Source organism: Mesoterricola sp. JemC181 (assembly GCF_055384585.1).
In genome coordinates, this window is the sequence record NZ_AP045076.1 from 1521779 (window position 1) to 1538464 (window position 16686).

Consider the following 16686-nt stretch of genomic DNA (forward strand, 5'->3'; position numbering starts at 1 on the left):
TCCAAGGAGAACCGATGTCCGATGCCACCGAATCGACGCCCATCAAGGGGCTGCCGGAGAACTACCGGCGCGTCCTGGAACCCGGGGAGGACTACGTCCCGCTGGTGCCCCAGGACGGCGTACTGGAGGTCACCACCCGGAGCGTGATGTACGGGATGCTCTTCTGCGCGATCTTCTCCATGGCCGCGGCCTACCTGGCGCTGCGGGTGGGGCAGGGCATCGAGGCGGCCATCCCCATCAGCATCCTGGCCATCGGCATCTCCCGGTTCTACCTGCGCCGCAGCACGATCCTGGAGAACGTGATCATCACCAGCATCGGCGCCAACTCCGGCCACGTGGTGGCGGGCGCGGTGTTCACCATTCCCGCCCTCTACATGCTCGCGGGCGTCCCGGGCTCCAACGTGCCCTACCCGCAGCTGTGGCAGGTGGTCATCGTCTCCTTCCTGGGCGGGTGCCTGGGCATCCTGTTCCTCATCCCCCTGCGCCACAACTTCATGGTGGACAACCACGGCGTGTTCCCCTGGCCCGAGGCCACCGCCACCGCGGAGATCCTCGCCAGCGGCGAGAGCGTGGGCAACCAGGCCAAGATCCTGGCCGGGTCCGCCGCGCTGGGCATGCTCTACGACGGCGCCTCCTCGCTGTTCCGGGCCATGTCCGAGACCATCACCCTCCGGCACGCCTACGTGGGCGCCAAGCTGCGCGAGCAGTTCATGGCCTTCAACATGCTCAACAGCGCGGCCACCATGTCCATCGGCTACATCATCGGCCTGCGCTACTCGGCCGTCATCGCCGCCGGCAGCATCCTCTCCACCTTCGTGCTGGTGCCCATGATCCACGCCATCGGCCAGCACGTGCCCGGGGTCCTGCCGCCGGGGACGATGCCCATCGCCCAGATGGCCCCTGAGATGATCTTCAAGAACTACGTCCGCATCATGGGCATCGGCGCCATCGCGGGCGCGGGCATCATGGGCGTCCTGGCCGGCATGCCCGCCATGATCAGGTCCATCGGCAAGAACATCGCCGGCCTGCGCAGCACCGAGAAGGTGGAGGTCTCCAGCCACGTGCCGCGGCCCGCGCGCACCCTGCCCAATTCCTTCGTGGGAGTGGGCCTGCTCATCTTCTGCCTGTGCTCCTTCCTCTTCTTCTCCTTCGGCGTGGGCATGAAGGGGGCCTTCTTCGCCGCCTTCGTCGGCACCGTCGTGGTCATGGTCATCGCGTTCCTCTTCGCGCCCGTGGCCGCCCGCGCCATCGCCACCATCGGCACCAACCCCATCAGCGGCATGACCATGCTCACCCTCATCATCACGGGCCTCGTGATGCTCAAGCTGGGCTTCGGCGGCGGGGTGGGCATGTTCATCACCCTGATGGTGGGCGGCGTCGTGTGCACGGCCCTGTCCGCCAGCGGCGCCTTCGCCACGGACCTGAAGATCGGCCACTGGATCGGCGCCACCCCCGCCCGGCAGATGTGGCTGAAGTTCCTGGGCACCTTCGTGGCCGCCCTGTTCACGGGCCTGGCGATGTGGATCATGAGCAAGCAGGGCTTCGGCACCGCCGCCGTGCCCGCGCCCCAGGCCAGCGCCATGCGCGAGATCCTGGACGGCATCTTCGGCACCACGGCCATGCCCCTGCGCTGGTTCCTGTTCTCCCTCGGCGTGGTGCTCAGCCTCGTCCTGCGCATGGTGGAGCTGCCGGCCCTGGGCTTCGCGCTGGGCATGTACCTTCCCATCGAGGTGAACACCCCGCTCTTCCTGGGCGGCCTGATCAGCTGGGTCGTGAACCGCAAGGGGTCCGGCGACACGGACGCCGTCGTGAAGGCCCGGGAGAACCGGGGCATCCTGGTGGCCAGCGGCCTCATGGCCGGCGGCGGCATCGTGGGCGTGATCGCCAGCGCCTTCAAGATCAAGTGGCCCGACGGCTTCCCCATCCTCAGCGTGGCCTCGGTGGAAGGGGCCCTGGGCGAATGGCTGGCCATCGCGGCCATGACGGCGCTCTGCGTCTTCGTGGTGATCTACAGCCGCGCCGCGAAACCGGCCGAAGAATAGGCCCTGTAGGCAAACCCAAGGAAAGGACTTGCCAGGACTTATCCTGCCCTTTCCCGTCAATCCGATTCATCCCTGCTGGAACATGGATGAATCGGATTTAGGGGATGGATGGGGATCTTCTTGCCTTGACCTGGCCCCTAAATCCTGTGTCCAGGAAGTCCCGGGTTTGCCGACAGCCTATAGTGCCTTTCCTATTTTCCTCAGCGAGCCTCTGCGCGTTCTCCGCGCCTCCGCGTTTAGGCTTTTTCCGGGTGCATGCCGTCCGCTTATTTGATGACGCCGGTGGGTTGGGAAAAGGATTGAACGCGGCGCTGAGGGCTCGTGGAGGTTCAAGGAGAAAAGCCTTCAACGGGGTCCTCCAACAGAACACCCTCCAGAGTCTGTCCAGATTGATATATATTCATTGTTTATGCATATGGTTAGCGAATTCCCGGGTTCGTCGGAAACCGGATCGGGGTTAAGCTGGATGCCCTTCAGCCCGACCCCTTTTCAGACTCCTTTTCCGAGACGCCCATGCTCCGCATCCCCCGCGCCGTCCTCTACGCCTTCCTCTGCCTGTCCCTCGGGGCCCAGGCGCCCGCCGAATGGTGGCGCCATGCGGTCTTCTACGAGATCTACCCCCGCAGCTTCCAGGACACCAAGGGCGACGGCGTGGGCGACCTCCCCGGAATCACGGCCCGCCTGGACTACCTCCAGGACCTGGGCGTGGACGCGGTGTGGCTCACGCCGGTCTTCCCGTCGCCGCAGGTGGACTTCGGCTACGACGTGTCGGACTACCGGGACATCGATCCGCGCTTCGGCACGCTCGGGGACTTCGACCGGCTCGTGGCCGAGGGGCGCCGGCGGGGGATCCGGGTGGTGCTGGACCTGGTGCTCAACCACACCTCGGACCAGCACCCCTGGTTCAAGGACTCCAGGTCCTCGCGCAGCGCCCGGCGGCGGGACTGGTATGTGTGGCGGGACGGCAAGGGGGCGGCGCCGCCCTGCAACTGGGTGTCGCTGTTCGGGGGGCCGGCCTGGACGCTGGACCCGGTCACGGGGCAGTGGTACTACCACTTCTTCTACGGCTCGCAGCCCGACCTGAACTGGCGGAACCCGGCCGTGCGGGACGAGATGCTGGACGTGACCCGGTGGTGGTACCGGCGCGGCGCGGCCGGGTTCCGGCTGGACGCCCTGGACACCGTCTACGAGGATCCCGCCCTCCCGGACAACCCCCTCCTGCCGGGCCGCAACGCCTTCGGCGACCCGAACATGCGCAACGTGCACAACTACAAGCTGGAGGAGGGCCGCGGGCTCATGCGTGCCCTGCGCCGGGAGGCGGACCCCTTCGGCGCGGTGCTCATCGGCGAGACCTACACCGAGTCGACCGAGGAGCTCCGGGGCTACTACGGCGACGGCCGGGACCAGCTCCAGATGCCCACGGGCCACATGCTGGCCATGGCGGAGAAGCTGTCCGCCCCGGACTTCCGCAGGCGCATCGCGGCCACGGAGGCCACGGGGTTCTGGCCCGTGTGGGTGCTGGGGAACCACGACCTGGCGCGGGCCGTGAGCCGCTACGGCGACAAGGTCCACGACGACGCCATCGCCAAGGCCCTGGGGACGCTGCTCCTCACGCTGCGGGGCACCCCCATCCTCTACTACGGCGACGAGCTGGGCATGGTCAACACCGACCCCACGCGCCGGGAGGACGTGATGGACCCCATGGGCCGCGCGGGCTGGCCCGGCGCCAAGAGGCGGGACGGGGAGCGCACCCCCATGCAGTGGGACGCCACCGAGGCCGCGGGCTTCACCACCGGCCGGCCCTGGCTCCCGGTGCCTCCCGGGGCCCGCTCCCACAACGTGGCCACCGAGCGCCGGGACCCCGGCTCCGTGCTGAACTGGCATCGCGCGCTCCTGGCCCTGCGCAGGTCGAGGAAGGCCCTCCTGGACGGCGCCTACCGGCCCCTGGCCCCGGACGACCCCGACATCCTCGCCTACCTCCGGGTGGTCGAGGAGGAGACGATCCTCGTGGCCGTGAACCTCTCGGGCCGGGAGCGCAGGCTGGACCTCGGCCTGGGCGGACCGGCGCAGGTGCTCCTGGCCACGGGCCGCGTCCCGGCCAAGGGCCTGCCCGCGACGCTGGGGCCCTATTGCGCCCTGGTGGCGACCCTGGGGAGGCCTGCGGCGGTTCAGTGACGCAGGGCTTCCAGAAGCTCCTCCTGGACCTGGGGGTTGCCGGTCACCACGTCGCCCGTCTCCACCCAGGCGTCGCCTCCCCGCCAGTCGGTGACGCATCCCCCGGCCTCCTGCAGCAGGAGCACGCCGGCGGCGAAGTCCCACTTGCGCAGGCCCATCTCGTAGTAGCCGTCGTAGATGCCGCAGGCCGTGTGGGCCAGGTCCAGGGCCGCGGAACCGCCGCGGCGGATGGCCTTGGCGCGGTGGAAGATGGCCGGCAGGGTGCGGGCGAAGAGCTCGAAGCGGTCGCCCAGCTGCCAGGCGAAGCCGGTGGCCAGGAAGGCCCCCGTCAGGCCGGGCTGACCGGAGACGGCCATGGGCTGTCCGTTCCAGGTGGCGCCCCCGCCCCGCACGGCCACGAAGAGGTCCTCCCGCAGGGGATCGTAGATGCAGCCCGCCAGGGGCCCCTGGGGATCCCACAGGGCCACGGAGACGCACCAGTGGGGGAACCCCTGGATGAAGTTGAGGGTGCCGTCCAGGGGATCGGCGATCCAGACGCGGCCTTCCACGGGACCGGTGGCCCCGGTTTCCTCGCCCAGGAAGCCATAAGCGGGGAAACGATCGGCCAGAAGTTTCTGGATGGCGGCCTCGCTTGCCCGATCGGCTTCGCTCACCAGGTCGTTCTTCGATTTTTCGGAAATGGTGCGTGGATCCAACTTGCGGAAATAGGTCAGGAGGATTCTTCCACCCGCCTGGGCAGCAGCTATGCAGGCTTCACGTTCGGCTTCGAGCATTGGGATTCTCCATCTTTCAGATTGCCCGCACTTCTCCTGGGGCTTTCCCACAGTTTGGACTGGATAATCCCGACATTTCTAGTAAACTATTCAAGTCAGTGGCGAGGTTACCGTATGCCCAAGGTCGTCAACATCGAACCCACTCCCAATCCCGATGCGCTCAAGTTCATCGTGCAGCGGCCCATTCTCCGGTCGGGGACGCGCTCCTTCCGGGATTTCGGGGCCGCGGTGGGGGATCCCCTCGCCTCCAGCCTCTTCGCCCTGGGCCGCATCACCTCGGTCTTCTACATGGACCGCTTCGTCACCGTGAACAAGGCCCCGGACGACGAATGGAGCGGCCTCATCGACCCCATCTGCGAGGCCATCGAGGACCTGGAGATGGAGGCCGTGGACGGCAACGCGCCGGCCCCGGGCAGTTCGCTGGCCGACGACGAGAAGCTGGCGCGCATCAACAAGATCCTGGACGAGCGCATCCGGCCCGGCCTCGCCGGCGACGGCGGCGGGGTGGAAGTGCTCTCGTTCGAGGAGAACACCCTGCAGATCAGCTACCACGGAGCCTGCGGCTCCTGCCCCAGCTCCGGCGGGGGGACCCTGCGCTTCATCGAGGGCCTCCTGCAGGACGAAGTGGACCCCCAGATCCGGGTCATTAGTTATTGAACGGCCGTCAGCGGCCGATGGACCGAGTGTAGTCTGAACGAGGACCGGCGATGATCGAGACGAAGGCGAACAATGCGGGCCCCGGGGCCCAGGTGGCAGAGGGCCCGGACGCCCAGACCCTGAAGGGGTGGTACCGCACCATGCACATGGGGCGGGTCCTGGACGACAAGGCGCCCAACTACCTGAAGCAGGCCATCGGCTGGTCCTACCACGCCCCCTGCGCGGGCCACGACGGCATCCAGCTGGCCCTGGGCCTCACGTTCCGGGCCGGGCAGGACTACCTGTTCCCCTACTACCGCGACCTGCTCACCTGCCTCGCCGGGGGCCTGACGCCCCTGGAGATCATCCTCAACGGCATCTCCAAGGCCGGCGACCCCGCCAGCGGCGGGCGCCACATGTCCAACCACTTCGGCAAGCCCGAGATCCACATCCAGAACGTCTCCAGCTGCACCGGCAACCACACCCAGCACGCCGTGGGCCTGGCCAGGGCCGTCAAGACCTACGGCCGGGACGCCGTGGTGTTCAGCAGCCAGGGCGAGTCCAGCGTCTCCGAGGGCTACGTGTACGAGGCCATCAACGGCGCCAGCCTCGAGAAGCTGCCGGTGGTCTTCGTGTTCCAGGACAACGGCTACGGCATCTCCGTGCCCAAGTCCGACCAGACCGCCAACGAGTTCGTGTGCGACAACTTCAGCGGCTTCCCCAACCTGCTGATCCTCAAATGCGACGGCAAGGACCCCATCGACTCCATGCGCGCCCTGGACGAAGCCGTGGCCTACGCCAAGTCCGGCGCGGGCGCGGCCATCATCCAGGCCGACTGCGTGCGCATCGGCAGCCACTCCAACAGCGACAAGCACGAGCTCTACCGGTCCCCGGAGGAGCTGGCCGCCGCCAGGGCCCAGGACCCGCTCCCGCGCTTCCGGCGCTACTGCCTCGAGCACGGCGTGGCCGAGGAGGACCTGGCCGGGATCGAGAAGGCCAACATGGAGATCTACAACGCGGCTTCCGACACCGCCATCACCTCCAAGGATCCCGATCCCGCGGCCATCTTCGAGCACCTGGTGCCCGAGCCCTGGGTGACGCCGCTGTTCCCGGACGGGACCCACGACGAGGACGGCGCCAAGGAGACCATGCTCCACGCCATCAACCAGACCCTGAAGGAGGAGTTCCGGGCCAACCCCGACACCTACATCTGGGGCCAGGACGTGGCCAACAAGGAGAAGGGCGGCATCTTCAACATCACCAAGGGGATGCAGCAGGAGTTCGGACGCAAGCGCGTCTTCAACGGGCCCATCGCCGAGGACTTCATCACCGGCACCGCCAACGGCTTCTCCCGGCTGGACGACAAGATCCGCGTGGTCGTGGAGGGCGCCGAGTTCGCCGACTACTTCTGGCCCGCCACCGAGCAGCTCATCGAGATCTCCCACGAGTCCTGGCGCAGCATGGGCAAGCAGGTTCCCAACATCACCATCCGCCTGGCCTCGGGCGGCTACATCGGCGGCGGCCTCTACCACAGCCAGAACATCGAGGGCTTCCTCACCACCATCCCGGGCATCCGCGTGGTGGTGCCGGCCTTCGCCGACGACGCCGCGGGCCTGCTGCGCACCTGCATCCGGAGCCGGGGCGTGAGCCTGTTCCTGGAGCCCAAGTTCCTCTACAACGCCGCCCAGAGCAAGGCCCACATCCCCGCCGACTTCGCCGTGCCCTTCGGCAAGGCGCGGGTGCGCAGGGAAGGCACGGACCTCACGGTGCTCGCCTACGGCACCCCCGTGCACTTCGCCCTGGAGGCCGCGCACAAGCTGGAGGCCGAGGGCCGCAGCGTGGAGGTGATCGACCTTCGCAGCCTCAGCCCCCTGGACACCGAGACCATCTTCGCCAGCGTCAGGAAGACCCACCGCGCCATCGTGGTGCACGAGGACAAGGTCTTCGGCGGATTCGGCGGCGAGGTGGCCGCGCAGGTCTCCGAGACGTGCTTCCCGTGGCTGGACGCGCCCGTGGGCCGCGTGGGATCCGCCTTCACCCCCGTGGGCTTCAACCGCATCCTGGAGCGGGCCATCCTGCCCAACACCGAGAAGGTGCTGGCCGGGATGCGCAAGGTGCTGGACTTCTAGGTTTTCAGGACAGGATCCTCGGCCCGGCCGTCGTTCACGAACTTCACGAAGCGGCTGATAACCTCCCAGTCGCCGTTGATTAGGACCCCCCCGCCGCCGCGGACCGGACCAGCCCCTTGGCGAAGGCGCCGCGGGAGAATGGGAAGGTTTCGGGGCATGGGCGTCTCCTGCCGGTCCGCTGGAACGCCCCAGGCTAGTCACATAATGTATAAATCAAACTCATCGACGCGGCTCCTTCTCGTCCCCGTCCACGGCCAGGGGGTTGGGGAGGGGATCCACCTGGATGCCGGTGACCTTGCCCCGGAAGCGCACGGGCAGCGTGAAGACGCCGTAGACATCCACCTGGTGGGTGAAATCGTACGAGACGGTGCACACGGGCCCCTCCTCGGTGAGGCCGGTTTCCAGCTTGAAGCTGTCGGCATCCAGGGCCGCCTCCGTGAGGCCCAGGTCGAAGGCGCGGCGGCGCAGCGATGCCCGCGCGCCCTCCTCGCCCTTGATGCGGGACTGCCGGGCCGCGATCCCCGCGGCATGGCGCAGGGCATAGTGCCCGTAGACCACCGGCAGGGCACGGGCTCCGGCCAGCAGTGCCGTCGCGAGGATCAGGAGGGCCACCGTGCTGCGGAACCGGTGGGCGGCGAGCCCCTGGCCCACTTCGTCCAGGAACCCCCGGATCCGGTTCCAGAGCCGGGAGCCCGCAGGGACCGCCAGCGCCCGGATCCGCGCCAGGACCCGCAGGGCGAGTTCCCTGGCCTCCTCAGCGCGCATCGGGAGTGACCCCGATCTGCACCATGCCTTCCATGCGGGCCACCACCTTGAAGCGGTCCTCCAGCACCTCCACCCTGCCCACCCGGAATGCGTCCACCACGCCGGTGAGGGCCACCTGGGGCGTGAGGGGGCGGTTGAGGCCCTGCTGCGTGCGCTCCTTCAGGTCCTTGAGGCTCTTGTCCAGGAAGAAGCTGCACTTCTCGGCGAGGGTCTTGCGCAGGGTGCCGCGGTAGATCCATTCCCCGAAGCTGGTGATCCAGCTCTTCGTCTCGAGCGTGTAATCCAGGTCCTCCAGGTGGAGGGTGCCCAGGATCTCGTTGAAGACGGGGCGGCCCTTGAGGGTCAGCCGTCCCGTGATCTTCCCCTTGATGTCCAGGTCCAGGTAGGCCCAGCCGTCCTTGCCGCGCACGGCGGCGCGGGTGACCTCGAACCGGCCCTTGTCGGTCTCCAGGGGCTGGGCGCCGAGCTGCTGGGTGAGCTGGCGCGAGGCGTGCTCGAAGCTCAGGTCCGCGTCGATCTGGAGGCTGAAGCCCGGCGCGATGGGCTGGGGCGAGAGGTCCAGGGGGGGCAGGGGCCGGGGGACGCGCTGGGGGCGCTCCCCCAGGCACACCGTCGGCCGGATCTGGATCTCGGGCGTGAGGGTGAGCACCTTGCCCAGGCTGGACCAGGGGCTGAGGCGCACGCGCTCGGGGTTGAGCATGAGGAACACCCCCGGGGCGAGCTCCACGGGCTGCTGGGCCTGGAGCCACGCCGCCTCGGCCCGGGGCCGGAGCCGGGTGGCCTCCTGGAGCTGCCCCTGGAGGGCCTGGGTGGCCTTGGCGAGGTTCTCCTTCATGCCCGCCAGCACCTTGTCGGTGATGTCGTAGCCCAGGTACGTTATCTGGCAGCCGTCGATGCGCAGGGGTTCCTCGGGCGTGAGCTTGAGGTCGAGGCCCCAGTCCGGTGTGAGGGCCACCTCGGCCTGGATGCCCAGCCGGGCCTTGCGGAAGGTCTCCGGCGGCAGCCCGCAGGAACCCATGCCCCTGACGTAGGTGCCCATGCGCAGACCCACCTCGAACCAGTAGTTCACCGTCGTGTGCATGAAGACCCGGTTGCCCTTCAGGACGAAGTACAGCGGCTCCCGGTAGAGGTTGAACCGGTAGGCGGGGCTCCCCTGGGCGACCCCGGGCAGGTTGGTCCAGGTCTCCACCCCCTGCGGCGTCACGGGGGTCGTCCGCTCCGCGGCGGCGAACATGGGGGCCAGGTCCACCCGGATGGGGGCCGCCAGGGTGGACGGGGGCGGAAGCTCCTGCCCGTGGAGGCAGAAGGGGATCAGGGCCAGGAGTCGCCACATGCGCATGGAACCATGGTAAGCACGGGCGAACGGTCAGCGGTCACGAAATGGACGCGCAGAGCTCCTCGGCGATCATGTCCGGCGTGCGGTCCAGGAAGGACATGCGGCCCATGAGGTGGACCAGCCGCCCGTCCCGGAGGATCGCGGCCTGGGGGGAGCTGGGCGGGGCGCCCTCGAAATACTCGCGGGCCCGCTGGGTGGCCTCGGTCTCCATGCCGGCGAACACGGTGACCAGATGGTCGAACCGGAGCCCCTTCTCGCGCAGGGCCTTGACGACGCCCGGGCGGGCCCCGGCCGCGGCGCAGCCGCATACGGAATTCACGATGAGCAGGGTGGTGCCGGGGCGCTGGAGGGCCTCGTCCACCTCGGCGGGGGTCATGAGGTGCTGGAAGCCGGCCTGACTCAGTTCCTCCCTCATGGGAGCGACCATGTACTCGGGGTAGTTTGCCACGGGGTCTCCTCGTTCTCCGATAGTTTACCTGTTTTGTCACCATTGCCAAAGAGGTATCAAACGGGCGTGTGGGGGCATTACCATGGTGGAAACGGACCGGGGGTAGATTCATGAAAGACTTTTTCAAGTCGCTGTTGGCGTCGCTGGTGGCCTTGTCCCTCTTCGTGGGGGGCGGGCTGGTGCTCCTGGTGATCATCGCCGCGTCCATGGGGCCCACCAAGCCCGTTGTCCCCGCCAAGGCCGTGCTCATCCTGGACCTGAACACCAACTTCACGGATTCCTACCCCGAACCGGGACCTGCGGAGCTCCTGCAGAAGGCCGCGGGTGGCGGCCAGGCGGAGGGCATCCCCCTCCATGTGCTCGTCCAGGCCCTCGACCGTGCGTCCCATGACGCCGGCCTCAGCGCCCTCTACATCACCGGCATCGTGCGTCCCGAGGGCGTCGGTTCCGGCCCCGCCGCCCTCAAGGAACTGAGGGAGGCCATCCTGCGATTCAGGAAGGTCTCCGGCAAGCCCGTGATCGCCTACAACCAGTATTGGACCAAGCGGGAACTGTACCTCTGCGCCGGCGTGGGCAAGGTCTACATGAACCCGCTGGGGGTGCTGGACGCCACGGGCTATGCCTCGGAGATCACCTTCTACGGCAAGGCCTTCAAGAAGTACGGCGTGGACGTGCAGGTCACCCGGGTGGGCAAGTACAAGAGCGCCGTCGAGCCCTACGTCCTGGAGAAGCTCAGCGATCCCGCCCGGGAGGAGCTGCAGGTCCTCATGGGCGACCTGTGGACCGAGTGGAAGTCGGCCGTGGCCGCGGACCGCAAGCTCACCCCCGACCAGCTCCAGGCCATCGCCGACGAGCAGGGCACCCTCACCTCCCCCGAGGCCCTCAAGGCGGGCCTGGTGGACAAGCTCCTGGCCAACGACCAGGTGCTGGACGAGCTCAAGGAGGTCGCGGGCAAGAAGGCCAGCGACCGTGATTTCCCACAGATCGACATGGCCACCTACGCCAAGACCCTCCCCGAGGCCACCGGCTCGAACCGCATCGCCCTGGTGTTCGCGGAAGGCTCCATCGTGGACGGCTTCGGCACCACCGGCAGCATCGGCGGGGAATCGCTGAGCAACGAGCTCCGGCGCCTGCGCCTGGACAAGCGCGTCAAGGCCATCGTCCTGCGCGTGAACAGCCCGGGCGGCAGCGCCCCGGCCTCCGAGCTCATCCAGCGCGAGCTGGTGCTGGCCCGCAAGGACAAGCCCGTCATCGTGTCCATGGGCCACCTGGCGGCTTCGGGCGGCTACTGGATCTCCACCTATGCGGACCGCATCTTCGCCGAGCCCACCACCATCACCGGCTCCATCGGCGTCTTCGGCCTGCTGCCCAACGTGAAGTCCCTGGCCAACGAGCACGGCATCACCTGGGACGGCGTCCAGACCGCGAAGCTGGCCAACTCCCTCACCATCTCGCGTCCCAAGAGCGACGCCGAGCTGGCGCGGGCCCAGGTCATGGTGGACTGGATCTACGACCTGTTCGTCACCAAGGTCGCCGAGAGCCGCAAGCTCACCCGCGACCAGGTGCAGGAGATCGCCCAGGGCCGCGTGTGGTCCGGGTCCTCCGCGATCCGGATCGGCCTCGTGGACGAGATCGGGAGCCTGCAGGACGCCGTGTCCTACGCCGCGAAGAAGGCGAAGATCGAGTCCGACTACCGGCTGGAGGGTCCCTCCGAGCCCAGGACCGCCGTGGAGAAGCTCCTCAAGGCCCTGAGCGGCGGCAAGCGCCAGTTCACGCGCAGCTCGGCCGACACGCTCCAGGGGCAGGTCCAGCACGTCATCAGCGGCCTGGAGGCCTTCAGCGACCCCCGCGGCATCTACGCCCGCATGCCGTACGACCTCACCATCCGGTGATGCGCAGGCTGGGCCCCGCCGACTACCGCGTGATGCCCTGGAAGGACGGAGGGGGCTCCACCACGGAGCTCCTCATCCATCCCCCGGGCGCCACGCTGGCGGAGGGCTTCCTGTGGCGCATCAGCATGGCCGACGTGCCCGCGTCCGGGCCCTTCTCCGCCTTCCCCGGGGTGGACCGGAGCCTGATGCTGCTGTCGGGCAGCCTGGAGCTGGACCACGGCGGGCACGGCCTCCAGAAGCTGGAGGGACCCCTGCGGCCGGTGACCTTCTCCGGGGACTGGGCCACCACGGGCCGCCTCCTGGACGGGCCCTGCCGCGACTTCAACGTCATGTCCGCGAGGGGCCGGGCCCGGCACCGGCTCGGCGTCGTCACGGCGCCCGCGGCGCTGCCCGTGGCGCCGGTGCTGGTGGTGGTGTGCCTGGAGGGCGCGGTCGAGATCGCGGGGCAGGCGCTGGGGCCCTGGGACCTGCTGGAGCTGCAGGGCGGGGCGGAGGTCCTGGGCCGGGGCGTGCTGGCGGTGGTGGAACTGGCCTGATTCGTATTCCCTTTCAAGGAAGCGCTTCTCCTGTAAGGGGCTTGACCCTGTCCAGCCGCTACTTCTTCCGGACTTCCCCGATCGCCACGCTGGCCGTCTGCTCGTTGTTGGACAGATCGGCCACCTTCACCATCACGCGGCTGCCCTTGATGCGGGCGCGGGGCACCAGCACGTCGAAGGTGGCCTCCTTGGTGTCGAAGACCCGGGTCTCGGGGGCCACCTGGACCCAGCCGTCGCCGTCGGCGGAGATGGCGGCGTCCTTGAGCACGGAGGTCTGGTCCTTCGCGCTGAAGCGCACCCGCACGCCCTCGCCCTCGGGCGTGGCGGTGAGGTCGCTGATCACGGGCGGCGTGTGGTCGATGAGGAAGGGCGCGGTGCGCAGGACGGACGCCAGGGCCGAATTGAGGGGCTGGCTGGGGGCGTCCGAGGCGGTGATCTCCAGGCGGTACCTGCCGTCCGGGACCCCGAGGGTGTCGAACGTGAAGAACCGCTCCTTCCAGGCCCGCTCCAGCTCGATGGGGGCGCCGGTCTCGGGCAGGAGGCGGAGGCCGAACTCCAGCTGGTCGCCGTTGGGGTCGGAGACGTGGAAGACGAAGGCCTGGGCGCCCCGGCGGAAGCTGCGCTTCTCGCTTCCGGCGTAGCCCAGGGCGGGGATGAGCTTCTGGGTCTCCAGGGGCACCCGCTCGATGCCGATGTCGTCGGGGGGCGCGGTGCGCGTGATGACCAGGCCCGGGGGCATGATCTCCGCGGACTCCCACATGGGCGCCAGGTTCCGGTTGGCCCAATGCATGCGCACGCCCTCCACGGTGGGCGTGGCGCCGCCCCGGGAGCTGGCGAGCTTGAGGCGGAACTGGGCGAAGCGGGCCGGCGCCAGGTGGGGGCGCTCGCCGCTGAGTAGCGGCGGGGTCCAGGGGGACCAGGTGCCGTCGGGGGTCTCGGTGGACCCGGTGCGGAACTGGAAGTCCACGGTGGTGCCCTGGGGCGTCTCGGCCTCCACGTAGGCCCGGCCCCAGTCGGCCAGGGGCGAGGCCTTGAGCACCTTGCTCTCGATGGTGCCCTCCGTGGCCTGGCTCTCGTTGAGGATGTGCAGTTCGGCGGGGTTGGAGGCCACCACCATCAGGTCGGACCCGGCGCGCAGGAAGGCCGTGGCCTGGGCGGCGCCCAGGTCCTGGAGGACGCTGAAGGGGGACTCGCCCCGGGCCCGCCCGGAAAGCGGCAGCGCGAAGAGCCGGGAGCGGTTGCCGGTGCCCACCAGGAGCTGGCCGTTCCAGGCGGTCAGGGCGAAGATCTGGTTCTGGGCGCTCTGCCAGAGGGTCTGGGGCACCCGGTCCTTGTCCAGGCGGATGACGGCCGACCTGGTCGTGGTGCCGGTCTCGGCCAGGTAGCCCTCCCGGCGCTCGAGGCTGCCGGCGGCGAACTTGCTGGAGATCCCGTTGGTGGCCCCGGCAAACACCTCGCCTTCGTTCACCACCAGGGCGCGCACTTCCTCGAAGCCCGTGGCCATGAGGGTCTCCATGCGGTCCCCGGTGCGGACCCCGGTGTAGTGGAGCACCAGGCCCCGGCCGTGGGAGCCCAGGTAGTAGCCGCCCTTGCCGTCCGGCGCCAGGGCGGTGAAGGCCGTCTCCTCGGGGAGCTCGGCCAATTTGCGGCTGTGGCCCTCGCGCGCCAGCACCAGGGCCGCGCCCTTCTCGCCGCCCCCGGCCAGCACCAGCTCGGTGCCGTCCACGGCCATGGCCCACACGAGGCGCGCCTCGATGTCCGCGAAGGGCTTCACCTCGCCGCCCGGCGTCACCCGGAAGAGCTTGGCCTCGCCGCTGGGCGCGACGATGAGGTCCTGGCCCAGGCGGGCCATGGCGAAGACGATGCCGCCCTTCACCTGGGCCAGGGGCTTCACCTGGCCGGCGGTGTAGTGGAAGAGCTTGCCCTCGTTGCCCGCGCTGAGGTAGGCGCCCGCGGCCCCGTCGGACACCGCCGCCCACACGATGCCCTCGGGGAGCGTGCCCACGCGGCGGAGGCCGGGGGCGAGCCGGAGCTTGCCGTCCGCGCCGATTCGCACGCCCTTGGCGTCGGAGGTGAGCCAGTCGTTGAACGAGGCGAACGTGGCCGAGGGTTGCTGGGCCGAGGCGATGCCCGCCGAGGCGAGGAGGATCGAGCCCAGTACGGTGGTGAGGTTCTTCATCATGGTCTCCACGTGCGCCTATTCGACTTCAAGTTCCATGCTGATGAGGCCCCGCACCTCGGACTCGAGGGGCAGGACGCCGCGGCTGATGATCTGGCGCTGGAGGCGGTTGGCGTTCAGGTCGCCGTCGGCCCCCAGCATGGCGGTGATGGTCGGGGGCACGCCCTCGATGCGCGCGCCCCGCAACCCGGCGCCGGGCTGGGTCTGCACCAGGAGCGCATAGGCGTGGTTGTTCCGCATGCCGCCGTTGAGCATGCGCACCAGGTCGCCCAGGCCCGCGATGTCGATGGCCCTCTCGTCGGGGTCCGCGTTGATGAGGCTGAACCCGTCGCCCACCAGCAGGGTGGCCTTGCCGGGCCGGGCCGAGGGCGGCACGAAGAGGTTCATGGTGGTGGTCTCCTTGGTGCCCTGGATGTTCTGCAGCACCACGTACACCGGCAGGGTCTGGCCCCGCTTCACCCGGGCCTTCAGGGTGCGCACGCCGCTGATGGCCGTGAGGTCGAGACGCTCCTCGGCCTTGACGGTGAGGCTGATGCCCTCGACCACCGGGCGCTCCCAGGGGTTCATGGTGAGGATCTGGAGGATGCCGCCCAGATACATGGCCATGCGGTTGGCGTTGAGGTCGGCCACCATGTTCTCGATCTCGATGGCCGGGTGGCCGGCGAGCTTGATGTTGCCCTGCAGGGAGAGGCTCTGGAAGCCGGCGCCCCGCACGTAGGTGGAGATGGTCTGGCCCAGCACCATGGCGGCCAGGTTGGGCGTGACCACCGGGTGGTCCATGAGCTCGAACTTGAAGTTGAGGGTGCGCTTGCCGCCCAGGTTCAGGCCCACGCGCATGGGGACCATCCGGGGCTCGGCGCCCAGGACCGCGGCGATGCCCATGCTGCGGTCCAGGCGCAGGGCGCCCACGGGGGCCACGGACTGGGAGAGCTTGAACGAGCTGTTGTAGTTGGGCACGCACACGGCCACCGAGGCCGACCACAGGGGCAGGTCCACCGCGCCCAGGTTGAAGAGCTGGTGGCCGAAGCAGAGGACCTTCCGGCCCGAGACGTAGGTGATGGTGCCGGAGGCGGACATCTCCAGGTCCCCCTGCACCAGGTTCACCGCCACCATGCCGCCGGGCTCCAGGGGGCTGGCCTCGCCGGTGCCGGTCCCGGCCGCCATGGCGCCCATGGGCCGGAGCGGCAGCCCCGCCCAGAGCGACTGCAGCTCGGGGGCGGTGGAGGCCCCGAACACGGGGATCGGCAGCAGCTGGCCGCCCTCGGGGGCCTCGGTGGTGCCCAGGATCTCGCCGATGGGCACCATGTGCCCCAGGAGGGCCGACTTGAGGACCTTGGGCGGCTCCATCCGGGGCAGGATCAGGGGGGTGCGGGTGGAGGGGGCCTCCGACAGATCCTTGAGGCCGTCCAGCATCTCCCCGATGGGGGTGATGCCGCCGATGGGCTCCTTCTCGAAGGCGAAGCCGATGGAGAGGGCCCCGATGAGCCTGCCGCCGATGTAGCAGGGGGAGCCGCTCATGCCCGCGAGGATCCCGGTGTTGGCCAGGGGGCCCCCGCTGGCGCGCACCAGGATGAGGCTCCGGCCCGGCGCGAAGTTCTTCTGGAGGCCCAGGACCTCGAACTCGAAGGTCTCGATCTTCCCGCCCTGCCAGACGGTGCGGCCCACGCCCTTCATGCCGGTGCGGATCTCGTTCATCCCCATGGTGGCCGGAGGTTCAGCGGCGAGGGCCGCCAGGGGCCAGGTGAAGGCCAGGAAGGATGAAATGATCAAGGATC

At 69.0% G+C, this 16686-nt stretch carries 12 protein-coding genes; 6 read left to right on the plus strand and 6 right to left on the minus strand.

The window, feature by feature from the left end; translation table 11 throughout:
• The first annotated feature begins 14 nt into the window (after nucleotides 1-14).
• Nucleotides 15-2042, plus strand: coding sequence for an OPT family oligopeptide transporter (locus ACZ5MC_RS06710; RefSeq protein ID WP_306599549.1), 2028 nt, complete (start codon nucleotides 15-17; stop codon nucleotides 2040-2042).
• A gap of 513 nt (nucleotides 2043-2555) precedes the next feature.
• The gene (locus tag ACZ5MC_RS06715) at nucleotides 2556-4217 is read left to right on the plus strand and encodes a glycoside hydrolase family 13 protein (RefSeq protein ID WP_306599550.1); all 1662 of its coding nucleotides are present in this window, start codon (nucleotides 2556-2558) and stop codon (nucleotides 4215-4217) included.
• On the opposite strand, the gene ACZ5MC_RS06720 is transcribed toward ACZ5MC_RS06715, so the two are convergent.
• Complete coding sequence (locus tag ACZ5MC_RS06720; RefSeq protein ID WP_306599551.1) at nucleotides 4211-4990, minus strand: inositol monophosphatase family protein; 780 nt, start codon at nucleotides 4988-4990, stop codon at nucleotides 4211-4213. The two genes, ACZ5MC_RS06715 and ACZ5MC_RS06720, sit on opposite strands and share 7 nt — an antisense overlap.
• Nucleotides 4991-5104: 114 nt before the next feature.
• On the opposite strand from ACZ5MC_RS06720, the gene ACZ5MC_RS06725 reads away from it, so the two are divergent.
• Both ACZ5MC_RS06725 and ACZ5MC_RS06730 read left to right on the plus strand, forming a co-directional pair.
• Complete coding sequence (locus ACZ5MC_RS06725; RefSeq protein ID WP_306599552.1) at nucleotides 5105-5647, plus strand: NifU family protein; 543 nt, start codon at nucleotides 5105-5107, stop codon at nucleotides 5645-5647.
• Between the two features lie 50 nt (nucleotides 5648-5697).
• Entirely contained in the window at nucleotides 5698-7755 is a 2058-nt protein-coding gene (locus ACZ5MC_RS06730; protein ID WP_464517363.1) for an alpha-ketoacid dehydrogenase subunit alpha/beta, read from the plus strand.
• A 219-nt stretch (nucleotides 7756-7974) separates the two neighbouring features.
• Here ACZ5MC_RS06730 and ACZ5MC_RS06735 read toward each other — a convergent pair whose 3' ends face one another.
• The 3 genes from ACZ5MC_RS06735 to ACZ5MC_RS06745 are packed head-to-tail and all read right to left on the minus strand — an operon-like array spanning nucleotide 7975 to nucleotide 10283.
• On the minus strand, nucleotides 7975-8520 hold the full coding sequence (locus ACZ5MC_RS06735; protein WP_306599554.1) for a hypothetical protein: 546 nt from the start codon (nucleotides 8518-8520) through the stop codon (nucleotides 7975-7977).
• The gene (locus ACZ5MC_RS06740; RefSeq protein ID WP_306599555.1) at nucleotides 8510-9859 is read right to left on the minus strand and encodes a DUF4403 family protein; all 1350 of its coding nucleotides are present in this window, start codon (nucleotides 9857-9859) and stop codon (nucleotides 8510-8512) included. Before ACZ5MC_RS06740 ends, ACZ5MC_RS06735 begins: the two co-directional genes overlap by 11 nt.
• A 34-nt stretch (nucleotides 9860-9893) precedes the next feature.
• A complete protein-coding gene (locus tag ACZ5MC_RS06745; protein ID WP_373432587.1) occupies nucleotides 9894-10283 on the minus strand; it encodes a BrxA/BrxB family bacilliredoxin in 390 nt (129 codons plus the stop codon).
• A gap of 131 nt (nucleotides 10284-10414) precedes the next feature.
• Here ACZ5MC_RS06745 and sppA point away from each other — a divergent pair, with 131 nt between their 5' ends.
• On the plus strand, nucleotides 10415-12196 hold the full coding sequence (sppA, locus tag ACZ5MC_RS06750; RefSeq protein ID WP_306599557.1) for a signal peptide peptidase SppA: 1782 nt from the start codon (nucleotides 10415-10417) through the stop codon (nucleotides 12194-12196).
• Nucleotides 12196-12732, plus strand: a complete 537-nt coding sequence (locus tag ACZ5MC_RS06755; protein ID WP_306599558.1) for a HutD/Ves family protein — start codon at nucleotides 12196-12198, stop codon at nucleotides 12730-12732. The genes sppA and ACZ5MC_RS06755 overlap by 1 nt, the downstream gene beginning before the upstream one ends.
• Before the next feature lie 58 nt (nucleotides 12733-12790).
• Here ACZ5MC_RS06755 and ACZ5MC_RS06760 read toward each other — a convergent pair whose 3' ends face one another.
• Entirely contained in the window at nucleotides 12791-14911 is a 2121-nt protein-coding gene (locus ACZ5MC_RS06760; RefSeq protein ID WP_306599559.1) for a hypothetical protein, read from the minus strand.
• 18 nt (nucleotides 14912-14929) lie between these two features.
• The gene (locus tag ACZ5MC_RS06765) at nucleotides 14930-16681 is read right to left on the minus strand and encodes a hypothetical protein (RefSeq protein WP_306599560.1); all 1752 of its coding nucleotides are present in this window, start codon (nucleotides 16679-16681) and stop codon (nucleotides 14930-14932) included.
• Between the last annotated feature and the right edge of the window lie 5 nt (nucleotides 16682-16686).

Coding starts and splice junctions, on each gene's coding strand:
- ACZ5MC_RS06730 (WP_464517363.1), top strand. CDS start 5,698: ATGATCGAGACGAAGGCGAACAATGCGGGCCCCGGGGCCCAGGTGGCA.
- sppA (WP_306599557.1), top strand. CDS start 10,415: ATGAAAGACTTTTTCAAGTCGCTGTTGGCGTCGCTGGTGGCCTTGTCC.
- ACZ5MC_RS06755 (WP_306599558.1), top strand. CDS start 12,196: ATGCGCAGGCTGGGCCCCGCCGACTACCGCGTGATGCCCTGGAAGGAC.
- ACZ5MC_RS06715 (WP_306599550.1), top strand. CDS start 2,556: ATGCTCCGCATCCCCCGCGCCGTCCTCTACGCCTTCCTCTGCCTGTCC.
- ACZ5MC_RS06710 (WP_306599549.1), top strand. CDS start 15: ATGTCCGATGCCACCGAATCGACGCCCATCAAGGGGCTGCCGGAGAAC.
- ACZ5MC_RS06745 (WP_373432587.1), bottom strand. CDS start 10,283: ATGGTCGCTCCCATGAGGGAGGAACTGAGTCAGGCCGGCTTCCAGCAC.
- ACZ5MC_RS06760 (WP_306599559.1), bottom strand. CDS start 14,911: ATGAAGAACCTCACCACCGTACTGGGCTCGATCCTCCTCGCCTCGGCG.
- ACZ5MC_RS06720 (WP_306599551.1), bottom strand. CDS start 4,990: ATGCTCGAAGCCGAACGTGAAGCCTGCATAGCTGCTGCCCAGGCGGGT.
- ACZ5MC_RS06740 (WP_306599555.1), bottom strand. CDS start 9,859: ATGCGCATGTGGCGACTCCTGGCCCTGATCCCCTTCTGCCTCCACGGG.
- ACZ5MC_RS06735 (WP_306599554.1), bottom strand. CDS start 8,520: ATGCGCGCTGAGGAGGCCAGGGAACTCGCCCTGCGGGTCCTGGCGCGG.
- ACZ5MC_RS06725 (WP_306599552.1), top strand. CDS start 5,105: ATGCCCAAGGTCGTCAACATCGAACCCACTCCCAATCCCGATGCGCTC.